Annotated in this window: 14 protein-coding genes; 6 read left to right on the top strand and 8 right to left on the bottom strand. The window is 39.2% G+C overall.

Translation table 11 applies throughout. The annotated features are described in order from the left end of the window. Positions 1-38: 38 nt before the first annotated feature. The gene (locus EHQ64_RS14770) at positions 39-1,262 is read right to left on the bottom strand and encodes a DUF445 domain-containing protein (RefSeq protein ID WP_135650463.1); all 1,224 of its coding nucleotides are present in this window, start codon (positions 1,260-1,262) and stop codon (positions 39-41) included. A gap of 97 nt (positions 1,263-1,359) precedes the next feature. Between EHQ64_RS14770 and EHQ64_RS14775 the strand changes: the two genes are divergently transcribed. Genes EHQ64_RS14775 through EHQ64_RS14790 form a run of 4 tightly spaced genes read left to right on the top strand, consistent with a single transcriptional unit; the run spans position 1,360 to position 4,050 of the window. Next, positions 1,360-1,830 carry an LIC_10042 family TonB-like protein gene (locus EHQ64_RS14775; protein WP_135650465.1) on the top strand — a complete coding sequence of 157 codons (471 nt, stop codon included), beginning with the start codon at positions 1,360-1,362 and terminating at the stop codon, positions 1,828-1,830. Then, complete coding sequence (locus EHQ64_RS14780) at positions 1,823-2,344, top strand: UpxY family transcription antiterminator (protein WP_210410873.1); 522 nt, start codon at positions 1,823-1,825, stop codon at positions 2,342-2,344. The genes EHQ64_RS14775 and EHQ64_RS14780 overlap by 8 nt, the downstream gene beginning before the upstream one ends. A gap of 2 nt (positions 2,345-2,346) precedes the next feature. Beyond that, positions 2,347-3,315, top strand: coding sequence for a KpsF/GutQ family sugar-phosphate isomerase (locus tag EHQ64_RS14785; protein ID WP_135650469.1), 969 nt, complete (start codon positions 2,347-2,349; stop codon positions 3,313-3,315). Positions 3,316-3,324: 9 nt separating this feature from the next. After that, on the top strand, positions 3,325-4,050 hold the full coding sequence (locus EHQ64_RS14790) for a type I 3-dehydroquinate dehydratase (RefSeq protein ID WP_135650471.1): 726 nt from the start codon (positions 3,325-3,327) through the stop codon (positions 4,048-4,050). 1 nt (position 4,051) lies between these two features. Here the strand turns inward: EHQ64_RS14790 and EHQ64_RS14795 are convergent, their stop codons facing one another. From EHQ64_RS14795 to EHQ64_RS14825, 7 genes are all read right to left on the bottom strand, one after another. After that, positions 4,052-5,566 carry a tetratricopeptide repeat protein gene (locus EHQ64_RS14795; protein WP_135650473.1) on the bottom strand — a complete coding sequence of 505 codons (1,515 nt, stop codon included), beginning with the start codon at positions 5,564-5,566 and terminating at the stop codon, positions 4,052-4,054. 111 nt (positions 5,567-5,677) lie between these two features. Continuing rightward, entirely contained in the window at positions 5,678-7,291 is a 1,614-nt protein-coding gene (locus tag EHQ64_RS14800; protein ID WP_135650474.1) for a GMC family oxidoreductase, read from the bottom strand. Between the two features lie 5 nt (positions 7,292-7,296). Continuing rightward, a complete protein-coding gene (locus EHQ64_RS14805; protein WP_135650476.1) occupies positions 7,297-7,800 on the bottom strand; it encodes a hypothetical protein in 504 nt (167 codons plus the stop codon). Between the two features lie 73 nt (positions 7,801-7,873). After that, on the bottom strand, positions 7,874-10,483 hold the full coding sequence (locus EHQ64_RS14810; protein ID WP_135650478.1) for a ribonuclease R family protein: 2,610 nt from the start codon (positions 10,481-10,483) through the stop codon (positions 7,874-7,876). Next, positions 10,480-11,169, bottom strand: a complete 690-nt coding sequence (tsaB, locus tag EHQ64_RS14815; RefSeq protein WP_135650480.1) for a tRNA (adenosine(37)-N6)-threonylcarbamoyltransferase complex dimerization subunit type 1 TsaB — start codon at positions 11,167-11,169, stop codon at positions 10,480-10,482. The genes EHQ64_RS14810 and tsaB overlap by 4 nt, the downstream gene beginning before the upstream one ends. Then, complete coding sequence (gene tsaE, locus EHQ64_RS14820; protein WP_135650482.1) at positions 11,166-11,720, bottom strand: tRNA (adenosine(37)-N6)-threonylcarbamoyltransferase complex ATPase subunit type 1 TsaE; 555 nt, start codon at positions 11,718-11,720, stop codon at positions 11,166-11,168. Before tsaE ends, tsaB begins: the two co-directional genes overlap by 4 nt. A gap of 8 nt (positions 11,721-11,728) precedes the next feature. Beyond that, positions 11,729-12,586, bottom strand: coding sequence for an Hsp33 family molecular chaperone HslO (locus EHQ64_RS14825; RefSeq protein WP_135650484.1), 858 nt, complete (start codon positions 12,584-12,586; stop codon positions 11,729-11,731). Positions 12,587-12,761: 175 nt separating this feature from the next. Between EHQ64_RS14825 and EHQ64_RS14830 the strand changes: the two genes are divergently transcribed. Both EHQ64_RS14830 and EHQ64_RS14835 read left to right on the top strand, forming a co-directional pair. Then, positions 12,762-14,741 (top strand): beta-galactosidase, encoded by a 1,980-nt coding sequence (locus EHQ64_RS14830; protein WP_135650486.1) that lies wholly within the window; start codon positions 12,762-12,764, stop codon positions 14,739-14,741. Then, positions 14,738-15,688, top strand: coding sequence for an LIC_10030 family protein (locus EHQ64_RS14835; RefSeq protein ID WP_135650488.1), 951 nt, complete (start codon positions 14,738-14,740; stop codon positions 15,686-15,688). Before EHQ64_RS14830 ends, EHQ64_RS14835 begins: the two co-directional genes overlap by 4 nt. The last annotated feature ends 6 nt before the right edge of the window (positions 15,689-15,694 follow it).

Here is a 15,694-nt window from a genome sequence, read left to right on the forward strand (position 1 = left end):
TAGTTAGTTAAGAACAAAGAAAAAATTAGTCTGCGGTCTTACTTTATAAAAACTAAATATGCTTGGATACATCCCGCCAAACCCCCTAAGAACGCTCCCAAAGTGATCAGAGTAGCTTCATCTTCCTTGAACACAGAATGAAGTAGATGTTCGAACTCTTCCGCAGGAAGGACACTTAGTTTTTCGAATGTAAGTTTCTCTATCTCCAAACGATCTTCTATATAATCTTTCATTTTATCCGCAGCTTCAGGAACTAATTCCAAAATCGATTCCGTTATTTTTTGTTTCATCTCTTCTAATTTTTGGGAACCTAAGATCAAAGAAGCGTACGGGATCTTCTTCTTTAATTTTTCATCCATCAACTCTTTAGATTTGGAAATTAGTTCAGTTATAATCAAATCACCACCCTTTCCATTAAAGATCACTCGGATCAAACTTTCAGGGTCCAAAATTTTAGAAGCGACAACGGAAGCGAATTCCCTAGAAACATCTACTTGTCTCTTCAAGAATAAACCTTGGTATTTGAAAAAGAGGAAATTTTTAGGCTGCAAAGGAGAGAAGATCATTAAGATCGCCAACCAATTCGTGATGTATCCCACAAAAATTCCCATAAGAGGCATGGTCCACCATTGATTCAAATATGCGATAAATAGAACCTGGATGCAGCCGATCAAAAATCCAAAATAGATCCCGGATCGAATAATAAATCTAAATTCCGGCCCTCCACATCTTTTAAAAATTTCGGAAAGAACATTTGCATTTTCTCCCGATAGAGATTCTCGAATTAAATTACCGATCCCTAATATTCCTTCCAAATTTTTTCCGAAAGAAGCATATATTTCTTCGATCTTTTGGGGTATATCTTCCCGTATTTCCTTTTCTAGAATCTCTTTCGATTCCTGAGGGACCATGGACCAAATAACAGGGTTATCTGCAAAAAATACCTCTTTCACAATAGAAGAAGATTTCTCACCGATCCGATCTCGGATCAATTCTGTGATTTGTTTTGGATCTAGTTTTTTGTAAAGATCATAGGGTTTGATCAACCTTTCCATCATTACATCTGAAATGAGCCCCGCCATTTTTTTGGAATGCCTTGGGATGATCCCTTGCCATCCTAAGAATCCCCAGCCTCTAAAATGTTTTGGGTAGAAGATCATTTGCACAGCGATATAGTTGGTAATCCAACCTACGAATGAACAAGTGATTAGGATCGAAACAATCTCAATCGTAGAACCGCTTGCTATGTGCAGACCTTGCATCCGCGAGATCTTAAAAAATCGAAGTTCTTGTTCAAGAAAAAATCGTTTGCTGCACGAATCCAAACCTACAAATTGAATCAGGTCTTAGGAAATCCAAATGGATTCCAAATATAGTTATATCCTTTCTTTATTCATTCATTGTGTTCTCTATTTCGGATATTTCCTTATAGGGATGGCTCCGAATACATCGTTTGAACAGATTCGATTAGAGCTCAGTAAAGGACAAATTCCGAACGTATACTTCTCTCTTCCTAAAAATTCTGGAGAAGGTTTGGATTCATCTACTAGTTCCGGGCTTGCAGGGACCCCTGAGGCCGAGATTGAGAGATTTAAAAATGAGATCCATTACCCGGCGGGGGCATTAGAGCAAAGATTAGAATCCGATTGCTCTTGGGAGTTAGAAATAGGAGCTAACGGCCAAGGTAGAAATATCAGAACTATAAAACCTTGCAGATACCAAGTCTTCGAAACTCATTTTAAAAAAGCGGTTTCTAGCTGGAAATTTCAACTACCCGAAGGAAAAGTCATAATTATTCCGATCTCTTTTCGTGTTGAATCCGATGATTGAACTTTCCAAATACTGGTATGCAGTTTATACACATTCGCGATCCGAAAAGAAATTAGCACTTCAACTGCAGAAAAAAGGGATAACCCTATACTTGCCGATTATTTCGGTTAAAAAACAATGGTCTGATAGGATCAAAACGGTACTTGTTCCGGTATTTCCTTCTTATGTATTCGTAAAAATTGATATAAGAACGGAGAAACTTAAAGTCCTGGAAACTCCTGGTTCGGTACGATTTGTTTCTAACGAGGGAATTCCTCTCGTTATAGATGAGGGAGACATAGAGATAATCCGGACACTAGTTACCGAATATCCGGAAAGAATAAAAATAGAAAGAGAGAAGATGTTGGCTCCCGGAAAAAAAGTCCTAATCAAAAAAGGACCTTTTGCGGGAAGAAACGCTAGAGTGATCCGAAAAGGAAGTAGATCTTCCATCATCGTTTCCATTTCAGAAATGAAAATGTCAATTTCATTGGAATTGGATTCTGAACAACTGGAGACGGGCGAGGAGAATTAGAAATGAGTAATATATTAGATAAAGTTAAAAAAGCCTTAGATACGGAAATAGAAGCTATAGTACATTTTAGGGAAAACTTAGACCCGAATGTTGAAAAAGCCGTAGAGTTAATTTTCCAATCCAAAGGAAAAGTAATTGTAACAGGTGTCGGAAAATCGGGAGACGTGGGCAAAAAGATCGCATCCACTTTATCTTCTACCGGGACTCCTTCTTATTTTCTTCATCCATCTGATGCCGCTCATGGAGACGCAGGAATTTTAGGGGAAGGGGATGTAGTAATTGCGATCGGAAAAAGTGGCGAAAGCGAAGAATTACTCAACCTTCTTCCTACAATCAAAAGTATCGGAGCAAAATTAATTGGACTAACTGCAAATCCTCAATCCAGATTAGCCTTAGATTGTGATATCGTCGTATTAACACCTGTTCTCAAAGAGGCATGCCCTCTAGAGTTAGCGCCCACTTCCAGCACAACAATTGCTCTTATGTTGGGAGACGCGATCGCGATGGCGCTAATGGAACTTAGAAATTTCCAAAAAGAAGATTTCGCGTTATATCACCCGGCAGGAAGGCTCGGAAAAAGACTTTCTTTAAAAGTAGACGATGTGATGAGAAAGGGAGATAAACTTGCAAAGATAAGTTCTGATGCTAGTTTAGAAGAAGTCCTTTCAGAAATCACTACCAAATTAGTTGGAGCGACAGGTGTCGTAGATCCTACAGGTAAATTGATCGGCTTCGTAACGGATTTTGATATTCGCAAACTTCTGAAAGACGGAAAGTTCGATAAAGGGATCAAAGCAAAAGAACTAATGAACCCGAAACCGATCGTATTCGAAAGCGGGATCATGGCGTATGATGTTTTACAAGCAATGGAAAGAAGAGAGAAACCGATCTCTGTCGCACCGATAATTTCTAAAGAAGGAAACCTTTTAGGGATCGTTTCCATTCACGATCTCTTACAAAAAGGTCTTTAAGAACTTCATATGATCGGTAAAAAACCAAACGAAGTCCGGATCATTCTCACTTTAAACGAAGAGGAATTTTTCGGGTTAAAAGATCTGCCTAAAGCGGATTTTTTGGAAATTCGTTTGGATCAATTTCGTTCAGATATTGATAGTCCGGATAAAATATTAAAGAAGATCCAAAACTTAAATGCAAGTTGTGTATTCACGTATAGACAACCTGAAGATTCTAGTCTTCAAGCAATAGGTTCTTGGAACCAGGAAAATATCGCGCCTTTACTTTCAGGATTAGAAGCCGGAAAACATTATATCGATCTGGAGCTTGACAAAGATAATTCAGTATTTACTCAACTAGACGAGTCTTCTTTCGGGATCGTCCGATCAGTCCATAACTTTTCCGGTGTTCCTAACTACGAAGAATTGTTGTTCTATCTTGGACCTGTGATCGAAGAAAATTTAGCCACAAGGAAATCAGATCTTCCTTTCCAAAGGATCTTTAAGATAGCAACACTTCCTAAAAATCAAGATGAGGCCGAGGAGTTCCTACATTCCTCTTTGAAACTTTCGAAACTCTGTTCTAAACAAAATAACCCGATCGGATTTTGTGGGATCTTGATGGGAGAAACCGGAAAAGAATATAGGATCTTTCCCGAAAAGATCGGATCACAATTTACTTACTCTTGTTTGGGAGAGCCTAAAGCACCCGGACAAGTTGATCTGGACACCTTACTTTCTAAAAGAAAATAGATCAGTCCCCATCATGGGAATCAGAATCATCTTTATTATCATCCGGTCTTTTAGGATCTCTCGTTCCGGCTCGAGTTTCTAAAAAATTCTTAAAACTATCGTCGGATTTAAATTTTTTAAATGCCTTATCTCTTTCAGCAGATCCCCAATAGGAACTTTTGATAGTTGCTGCTTTTTTAATATTTACCATTACCTGGTCTATATTACTTTTTTCGGCATAACATTTAGCGAGAAGATAGTATGCTCCAGCGGAATCCTCGACCCTTTCCAAAAGTGAGATCGCTTTATCAACTGATCCGGTGTAAAGATAAGCCTTTCCTAAATAAAATTTATATTCTCTTTCTTCCTCTTCGTCCGGCTGAACGGCTTGGAAATATTTAAGAGCTTTTTCATAATTCCCGTTATTGGTATAATATCTAGCTAATTTGAGAAACCCATCGTAATAAACGTCCGGCAGATCTTTTAGATCCGGATTCTCTTTTTCGATAGCATGGGCGATCTCTTTTAAAAGATCATAACCTTCTTCTTTTTGACCTAACTGCACTTTGCAGAGACCGATATACATTCGGATCTCTCTGGTTTTCTCACCGTATTCTAAGGCTTTTTCGGCTGTTTTAATGGCATTCTCACAATCCTTTAACTGCCATTTAATCTTGGTCAGACCGATCAAAGGTAGAACTGTATGCTTATTCGCATGGGCCTTTTTATAATACCTAGAGGCTTCTTCAAAATTTTTCTTTTTATGATACGCGGCAGCTTGAGTAAGATGAGTGAAGTAGAGAAGTTTCTCTCTTTCAGAAGGGATCTTGGGCTCTATCCGATTTAATACCGAAAGAGCCTCATCGTATTTTGAGATCCTTACGAGTAATGCTCCGTATTTATATCCATATTCTATATTATCAGGTTCGGATTTTACCAAACCGGAGAGAATGGTTTCGGATTTACTAAATTCCTTTTCATTATAATATGCTAATGCAAGTTGCCAGAGAATTTCTTTATTATTAGGATCCTGTTTTAATTTTTTCTCTAGGCTGGATACACTTTCCTGTTCAGCTTCTTCTTCATGGTATGTTGGTTTACGATAGGTTCCACCGGAAGAATGTCTCTCTTCTGCGGCAGCTCTGATCTTTTGGATATGAGATAGTTCCGGATCGATCTTAAGCAAACGATTGGAATAAGAGATCACTTCTCCGTAATCTCTTTGGTAATTATGATATAAAATGATCTTTGTTAGTGAATTGACTAGATCTTTTTTTGGAAGGTTTAAGCTGACAGCTTTTTTGAAGGCTTGGATGGACTTAGGATAATCCTTTTTACTTTCGTAAATATATCCCATATACATCCAGGCTTCTCCGGATGAAGGATTTCCATCATTATACTTCTGAAATTGTTTTAATGCCTCGGTATAATCCTTTCTTGAATACGCCTTCTTACCATCTTTCAGGTCTGCGAATATCGGAAGGGATAAAAAGCAGAATATAGAACATAGCAGCAGGGGAAAAAAGGACTTACGCATACTAGTAAGACCGAGATTTTCACCCCGAATATAACAAAAGAAGGAAGGCATTTATCCAATTTTGGAAGAGAATTCCACGAATAAAGTGGAATTCTCGCCTTCCCAAAGGAATTATTTATTTCCTAATACTTCCGCCTTTCTTTGTGCCAATGCTCTTGCAGCCCTCAAATTCACACTCATAGTCGTGATTTGAGGATTTACGGATAATCCTGTAGGATAAACAGAGGCATCCATTACAAAAATATTCTTATGACCATAGAGTTGGAAATCCAAATCAACCGCACCTAGGTCGGGAGATTTCGCAGCTTGAACGGATCCATGAGGATGGGCCGAACCGATCACTATCTTTCCTGGCTCGATGCTCTTATCCAATATCCAATCAAATTTGGAATTTTTATCCACTGGGATCGGATCTTGAACATCAGGAAAAGGAAATACGATCGCTTTTGCTCCAGCTGCAACTTGAACTTCTGCCAATGATTTAAGACCTTTCAGAAGATTTTTTCCATCAGTCGGAGTGATCTCGAAATAGACTTTTCTTCTTCCTAAAGACCATTTTACGGAAGCATTCGCTTCTCCATCCGCTCCATCACGGACAAGAACGATACCAGCACTCATATTAGGATACTTCTTCATTGTATCGAATTGTTTTTGTCCGTAAAAAGGAATGAGTGAACTCGCTAGTGTAGGACGAAATGGAGCTACTTCTAACCAATATCCATATCCGGTATTGTCCTGATTATGACCATCCTTGATCACTGCTGATTGAGGAGGGCCGGAGAACATATTGATCGTTTCGTCAAAGATCGCAAAGTTCACTGATGTTGGATGAACTTTTAAATTTCTTCCAACCCAATCATTTCCCAAGCCTGATCTTTGTAATAAGGCTGGAGCTTCGATAGCACCCGCACTTACGATTACTACAGGTGCTTCTATCACTAATTTTTCGATTATGTTGTTTGGAGCTTTTTCATAAGGATCTGGAGTGAATTCCGCGACTACGGTTTTTATATCTCCGTCTTTGATATACTGAGCTCTCATATTCGAGATCACGGTAGCACCTGCTTCTATCGCATCCGGGATCCAGGTCAAGAATGCGGATTGTTTTGCATTGATCGGACAGCCTAATCCACAGCGACCTAGACCAATACAACCTCTATTATTATTTTTTAATACTTCCGGATGCAGGCCCAAAGCCTTTCCGCCCTTCATCAAAGTGTTATTATTTGCATTGATGAGATTTGGAGGAACTTCGTGAACACCAATCCTTTCATGGACTTCGGAAATAAAAGCATCCATTTCCTGCCTTCCATATCCTTTCCAACCAAAGCGGGAATCCCATTCTCCTGTCACATATTCCGGAGGATAAAGAGATGTTTGCCAGTTTACGGTTGTAGAACCTCCTACAGTCCGCCCTTGCAGAATAGAAAGAGTCTGCTCTTCTGCGATGATAAATCCCGCATCCCTATATAGTCTAGCTTGGGAAATGAATTCGTCACCTGTGAATTTTGCGGGATTAAAATATCCGCCTTCTTCGATCAGGATTACTTTCCAACCTGCTTTTGCAAGAGTTGCAGCTACCACTGCTCCTCCCGCTCCGGAACCGATAATTACCGCTTCAGACTTAAGAGTCCAGGTTCCGTCTTTGATATTGTTCTCTTTAATCAAAGATTCATGTTTGTCCGGAGTGATAATCTTATAATTTGCTTCAGGGATCCCGCCCATAGTTCTTAACCTTTATATCCCACTAGTTCGTTATATTCTCTTTCCATAGACACTAAGAAGAAGGCTAGCTGACGCATGATATTATATGCGCCTCTCTTCAAAGATAATGAAGAATTTTTCCAAGACAGAAGTCGTTTCTCGCGATCTTCTTTAGAAAGCCCAACCATCGAAGTAAAAGAAAAATCGAGAGCAAAAGAAACAAGAGAAGAACCCGGAAGGAATGCTAATAATTTTAAAACTGATTCGGTATCGATTGGATAAGGGTGACCGTAAATATATTTATCCGCAGCCACTCCCAAATCGAAACCTTGGATAGGATTTCCTACGAGAAAGACTTCTTCCAAGGATTTGAATGCAAGGTATTCAGAATCACTCAAGCCATGTAATTTAGGGATCGTGCCCGGTTTACAAGAAGCTTGAGGTAACAGGATGGCCGAGACAGCGGCCGTTTTGAGCAGAAACTTTAGAAAGCGACTACGAGTGACTTTCTCTTCCAGAAACGATTCCAATTCTAACTCCTAAACTTTGTTCGAAAAAACAAAATTTGCCGTAACGAATGTTCTGGAATATGTTATACTTTGTCTATCCTTTCTTTTGGAATTTCTTTAGCTTCACGTAAATTTTGATTTCTTCAAAATCAATTCTATCTAGTTCCACTGGGAATGTTTCGCCTAATGAATATTGTTTGGTATATTTTTTAGAATAGAATGTGAAATCTGTCTCTGCCTGCAGTTCTCCTTCGTCCGTAAATTCTATCGCAGGAATCACGGCTTCCACTGGAGGATTATTCAATTCAACAAACGCAACCGCAGATTTAAATCCGATCAGTGTTGCAGTAAATTCTTTGATACCTGTCTTTTCTAAAAATCTACATGCTTTGAGTTTATAATAGTCACGCTCAGAATCCGTAGCCTTTCTTTCTTCGTGTGAAGTGTGAAGCCCCATCACTTTGATGTCCTCTTCAGAATACGGATTTTCTTCCGAGAGTAGGATACTTTCCAAAACTCTATGACAAACCAAGTCAGGGTAACGACGGATAGGAGAAGTGAAATGGCAATAATCCTTAAACCCAAGCCCCCAATGCCCGAGTTGTTCTCCGGAATAATACGCCTGCATGAAACTTCTTAAAAGAGAAATATTAAATAATCTTTCGGAAGGGCTCCCTTCGATCACCTGAAGCACATGTCGAATAGATTCATAATTCGTATCTTGAAGCTGCGCGTTCACTCCGTTCAATCTTAAGAAAGAGTTTAACATCTCTAACTTTTCGACATCCATCGGTTCGTGGACTCGATATAGGGTAGGTCTTTCTTTTTTTCGAATGAACTCCGCTACTTTGATATTTGCGGAAAGCATAAACTCTTCGATCAAAATATGAGCCTGCAATCGATCCACAGGTTTGATCTCGACCACATTATGATCCGAATCAGTAACTACTTTATTCTCTTTTAAGTTGAGATCTACTCTTCCCGAATTGAGCCTTCTTTTTCGTAGTATATCCGCAAACTTCATCATTTGGAAGATCCAATTATTCGGATCTCCAGCTTTGATCTCTTCTTCTGCACGATTATAAGTATATCTTTCATCCACCTTAATAATGGATTTATAAAATTTCGCGTGAAAGATTGTCCCACTCCAATCTGCTTCCATTTCAACAGTGAAAGCGAGTCGATTCTTCTTTGCCACAAGGCTACAAAGATTTTCGGATAATTCGGGAGGAAGCATAGGAACCACTCTACTTCCCAAATATACGGATGTAGCTCTTGCATAAGCTTCTATATCCAGATCGGAACCTGGTCTTACATAATGAGAAACATCCGCGATATGAACATAAAAACGGATCTTCTTACCTTCATCCACGAATGAGATCGCATCGTCGAAATCCTTAGAATATTCTCCGTCGATCGTTATGGATTTAAGATCTCTCAAATCCACTCTTGTTCCCCAATTTGCAACGGAGGATTCTTCTACCTCATCCGGTAAATCTTCCAATTTTACTTCATCCGGATAGAGAATAGAATAATTATATTTCATGAGCATTCTCATGAGGTCCGTGTCTTCTTTCGTGTCCGATTCAAATCGTACAAAATGAGCTTCGTATAAATTCTTTTCGTGATCCGAATCTTGTTTTAGAGTAACCACCAGAACATCCCCGATGGAGATCTCATCCTGCAAATCTTGCAAAAGTGTTTTGCGCGGTAGGAAACCTTCTTTCAAGTCTCCTTCCATATCTAAAAAGGTTCCGATGATAAATTTATGATCCTTATCGGTCACCTTCATTCGATATAACTCTCTACCTCTTCGTAAAACGGAGAGGACCTCTCCTTCCAACTTTCCTTTACGTCCTATTCCGCTTGGAAGAATTTCAACTAAGTCTCCTTGGATCGCGGAAGAAGTATATTGGCCCGGGACAAAGACCTCTGTGCCTGTAGTGAGCTTTACGAAACCGTCTCCTTTTTTACTTAATGAGATTGTTCCTTGTAGAGTTTGGTTAGGACGAACGATGATATTTTTTTTCTGAACTTCGATCAGGCCTTCTTTTTCGAAGAAAATCAAGATCTCTTCTGCAGAACGTTTTTGTTCTTGGGCTTCCCATCTTTCTCTTCTGAAACCTTTTTTCTTTCCTGCATGTGCTATAAATTTTGAATACACTTCCTGCATAGAGAGGACTTTACCCGCATTCGAACGGAAAAATTTCAAAAGTTTACGACCCGGTTCATTTTCTCTTTCCCAATCATGAGATCCGGATCTTCGATCAAAATATTTAGGTTTAGAGCCGGGAACATGAGATTCTTTTTTAGAATAGGAAGGTTTTTCCTTTGGAGAGAAGGTCTGAGACTTCGGTTTAGAGAAGACTTCTTTTTTTGAAAAGTTTGATCCTTCTTTCGTGGTCTTTGTTTCTTCTTGTTTGAAGGATTTATTCTTTTTTTCTTTTTTAGGAATAGGGGAGAAGTTTGATTTTTTTTCCGGTTCGAAAATTTCCAATTTTGGAGAGCGGGAAGATTTATGATCTTTTTTCTTTTTGAAAACTTTGTCCTTTGCTTCCCTGATCTTTTGTAGTAAGGACACTTCTTCGGAGTCCTTTTTACTTTTACCGAACTTTTTCGGTTCCTCTATCTTCTTACTATTCTTTTCAGGTTTTTCTTTTTTCTTTATTTGTTTTGGTTTAACCATTTTCTTTTTTTGTGTCATGTATAATATACCTTAGGTTTATCATCTGCATAAGTTCCTCGCAGATAATTCGGAACTAACTGTAAGTAAGTATAGTCCTGGGGCTTTGATATAGCTGCTCTGATCTCGGCCGCTTTTTCTATTAAAATCGCTTCGGGAGATGGAAGGTTTTCTTTCATATTTTGTCCCGGGAAAAATTCAGGAGAATCACTGAACTTTAAACCGGTTAAATAAGATCCAATCCGATCTTCCGGGATAGTTTCGGGGATCATATCCGGAGAGATATCCAAGGTTCCCCAATATCCTCTCGAATCCCGTAATCCAAAATATAATTTTCCTTGTTTAGCTTCTATCCCTACGCTTACTGCAGATTCTGATTCTGCAAAATATTGACAAGAATACAATTCTAAGCTGTCGATCCCGATTACAGGCAAATCCCATATTTGTGAAAAATTTCGAGCTGTCGCAACCGAAATTCTGATCCCTGTAAAAGATCCGGGCCCGGTTGCAGTAATAATTATATCAGGTTTTTCCCAATTCGCAATTTTCAGGCAGTTTGAGATCTCTTTTATGAGGACGAAGGAAGATTCTCTATTATGCAATTCTCTATATTCTGATATCTTAGTTAGGGTTCCATCATCCGATTTTTGATAACAGCCCACTAGTATCCACGAGTTCGTTGCATCGAAGAATAATATTTTTGTCATACTATCTTTTCCGAGTTTAGTAAGGATCCTAAATCCTTCCGCTTCCATTCTTCTCCAACGAATTCAATATCTAGATTTCTAGTTTCTTCTGAAAATTCTTCCAACGAGATCCGAACTATATATTTTCTATCTTTAAACTCTGAGGCCGCTTTCTCCCACCACTCCACTAAAGAGATTCCTTTGCCGTTCCAGTATTCTTCGAATCCTAGATCGGGAACTTCTTCAGAAGAACCGATCCGATAAAGATCGAAATGGAATATTTCAAGGTCAGCACCGGATTGATTTTTTAATTCAGGAAAAGGATATTCGTTCATTAAAGTATAAGTAGGAGAGTTTATAAATAATTTGGATCTATCCAAAGAATATTCCAAAAAATCCAATAGAGAATGTACGAACTTGGAAGTGAAAGTTGTCTTTCCGGATCCCATTTTGCCGGACAAAAGAATTAAAGGATAATTTCCTTCTTTCCAGACGGCCCCAATGATCCCCGCAAGAGTTTTGATAGGAATATTGATCGAATCTAATGTAAGATTTTCAAACCGCCTGTGCATTTCCGTCTTTAAAATAATTCTAGGACCTGGTCCTTTTGGAATCTATAGATAGAATTACAGAATTCACAAGTGACCTCGATCTGACCTTGCTCTTCTGCGATATCCATCGCTTCTTCTTTTCCTAAATTTTGGATCAATTCTTTGATCTTTTCCTCGGAACAATCGCATCTATATTCCGGTCTTCCTACTTCCAAAGTTTCGAATTTTACATTCCAAGAAGACTGCAGCTTATTCAGCGCTTCCGAAACTGTTCCGTCGTAAATTTTGGATTTTTCTTCCTCTAATTTACCTGCAAGTTCGCGAACCGCGTCTATATGCTCTAGTTTAGCATCCGGCAATGCTTGTAGGAACAAACCCTTCACTCTCCAATGTAGTCCTTCTAATTTTACATAAGCTACTAAGAAAGAAGGAACTTGTTCGGAGTCTCTAAGATAATTTTCAATATTCGTTTCAAAACTTTGATTCCGAAAAGGAACGATGGATTGATAAATACATTCTCCGTCTTTCCAGCGGAATACTTTCAGAATGCCTAAATTCTCTTCAGAGATCTGTCCTGATTCTATATCTTCTTCCGGGCGATGTCTAAGAGTCGCTTTTAATCTTCCGTCCTTTGTGCTATAAGCGAGTACGGAATGAATTTCCGAATCATCATAGAAACGGATCTGAACGCTAACTTTCGTATCTTCTTTTACAAGATCTGCAAGAAAGAATGCAGAAAGCATTGTTCTTGCTAAAAGTTCCGTGCCCGGATCGTCAAAGCCATGCAAGTTAGAAGCAGCAGTTACTGCGTAAGAAATTTCTGCGGACGAAAAACGAAAATGAACGTCGGGAAGGATCCCATAATGATAGGTATCTTGATTTTCCATGTAAGGTTTTTGGTTCCCGACCTACTCAGGACAAGGTTCTAATCTATTGTCTCCGAATCGTATCGAAAAGACAGTATTTTTTCCGTATTTCCCTTGGAATTACCGGTTTTCTTTCTGGAAAGATCTTCCCTCAAGGGAAACATCGTCCCTACCTTTTTAAACATGTGAGGACCGAATGATTTTCGGAGCGGATTATTATCCGGAGCAATGGACTCCCAAAGATTGGGAAGAAGATATTCGAATCATGAAGGAGATGGGATTAACTAGAGTCCGTCTCGCCGAATTTTCTTGGGCCTTAGTCGAACCGAAAGAAGGTAAATTCGATTTTTCTTTTTGGAAGAAGATGTTGGATCTTTTTCACAAACATAAAATGGATGTGATTCTAGGAACTCCAACAGCCACATTCCCACCATGGTTATCTAAAAAATATCCGGACGTTCTTCAAGTCAGAGACGGTATCCTAAGGAATATAGGAACAAGAAGGCAGGCCTGCTTCTCTTCTCCTAATTATAAAAAAGCTACAGAGCGTTTGGTTACAAAAATGGCCCAGGCTTTGGGCAAACATCCCGCAGTTATCGGATGGCAAATTGATAATGAAATCGGGCATGAAGGTTCCGATATAGATCATTCTGAAACTTCTTTAAAAGCATTTCGTCTTTGGTTAAAACAAAAATACAAAACGATCCAGAACTTAAATGATACTTGGGGGAATATATTTTGGGGAGTGATCTTTAACGATTGGAATGAGATCCCGATCCCTGGACCGCATGTAAGCGCAGGATTTAATCCTTCCATGATCCAAGACTTTTATAGATTTCATTCTGATACGATCATTGATTTTGTAAAACTTCAGACGGATATCATTAGAAAGTTTTCTCCAGATCGAAAACTGACCACAAATTTATATCCGAGTCCTTTTCTTCCAGTGATCGATATGAGTGAATTATTCACTCATTTAGATTACGTATCCTGGGATAATTATCCTACCTGGGGAGACCAGGAAGAACCTTTTCCTCATCCTTTTATCTCTGCGATGCATCAATACAACCGAGGACTTAAGAATAAATCTTTTACTGTAATGGAGCAGATCTCCGGATTCCAAGGGCATGATACCCTAGGCTATCTACCTGCACCCGGACAAGTTCAGCTTTGGATGAAACAAGCTATCATCCAAGGATCAGACCAAATCGTATTCTTTAGATACAGAACCGCAAGATATGGACAAGAACAACTCTGTTACGGGATCTTAGATCATGATAAAGCTTTAACAGAAAGATACTTTGAACTTCAAAAAGGAATTCAAGAGATACTTCCGGACGCAGAAGATTTTGCCTCGGAAGATTTCCCTGCAGAAGTAGCTGTTCTTCATGATATAGAAAATGCTAGAACATTCAAACACCAACCCCTGTCTTCCGGATTAAAATTCAACCCGGTCCCTTTTGCCCAAGTGGGATACGATATCGAGATGGCTACATGGTTTGCAGGGATCAATATCCTCAATGTAAACACTCATTTTCTACCTATTTCAAAAACTGATTTCTCCAAATACAAGGTTTTGGTCCTTCCACTCTATTCTATGGTTGATCATTCCATTGTTAAAAAATTAGAGCAATTCGTTCAGGATGGAGGTGTTCTTATCTTAGGGTATAGGGCAGGCTGGAAGGATAAAAATTCTTGGATGTTGGATTCACAAGTACCAGGACCTTTTTCCGAGATGGCAGGGGTGAAGGTCAGAAAATTCGAAGCTGTGGGAAATCGTAACGTTAAGTTCCGTTTTAGGGTTTTGTCGGGAACCTGCTCTAAGGTTTGTGAGATACTCGAGCCTACCACCGCGAAAGTTTGGGCGAGATATACGGACTCAAAGAAATTTTATAAAGGAAAACCAGTTATCACCTGTAATCGTTTTGGAAAAGGATCTGTCGTATACGTTGGAGCAAGTTTGAGCCCAATATCTCTTATGCTTTTATATAGAAGAACCTTAAGAATGGCGGGGATCCCTTTTACATTTTACGGGCCGACTGTTGAGCGTATGTTTAGAAAAGGGAAAACAAAAGATTATGAGATCTTCTCCAATCACTCCGGTAAAACGACTCTTGCCGGTTTGAAATTACTAAAACCTTATGAAGTGAGGATCGTTCCTAAAAAGAAAAAATGAAACTGGAGGAAGTGAAAGAATTAAATCGGCTCCTACAAAATCAATCGAATGGAAGGAATAAGGATGTATCCCTATATGTGGACAATCTCCATACTTCCTTTCTTGAGTTTGAGGAAAAATTCATACTTCCTTCCACTTCCGTTTTTGAGATAGAATTCGAAGCCGCCGAAAAATATTTAAGATCCTTACTCCAACAAATTCCCGAATTGATCGCGGATAGTTTGGTCTTGCCAGAGCCAAGACCTAAGCGGGATATAGATCGTTTATTTCTAATAAAACCTTTTTATACTGAGGGAGAAGTCTTCCGAGAAAACACACCCGAAGTTTGGAGAGAAAAACTTCCTCCGTATGCGATCGTCACAAGCTTCCATGTGATGCATTTAGGTGGAGCTCCTAAGGAAGATATTTATGCCCAAGCTTCTCAAGGGAAAACTATGTCGGTTTATACGAAGAGAGCTTATTTCTCTTCTCGTGTAGTTCCTTTGGATTCATTAACTGTACATGAAGGAGCGATCATTGATTTCACTGCAAAGAGATACCAAGAATCCGATTTTATGGTCCAGATTTCGAGAGACCCGGGGGAAGGCATCCGACATACGTTTTTTGGAATTTTCGAAGAGATAGATTATTCTAAACAAGTAGCCCTTATACATGAGTCTCTCGGGATCACTTCGGCAGATTGGACCCTCGGAAAAATTTTTGCACCATTAGCGGTGGAGTATCTGACTTTGACGGCCCGCTTTCTGGAACCTTCTCTGAATATGATCGCAAAGGATTTTAATTCCTTTCACCAAGTTGTTGATCTTTTGTTAAGACCAGACAGCATGACCTTAGAAGAATCTGCCCGAAATTCCTTCTTCGCTTGGCTCCGCTCTCATAAGGCGGAAAGGATTATTTCCCCGTCAGGAAATATGGCTTGGAAGATTTTGCGAGGCGAAAGGACATAAGACCTA

Origin of the sequence: Leptospira sarikeiensis (assembly GCF_004769615.1) — a bacterium.
In the GTDB taxonomy this organism is placed as follows: Bacteria; Spirochaetota; Leptospiria; order Leptospirales; family Leptospiraceae; genus Leptospira_B; species Leptospira_B sarikeiensis.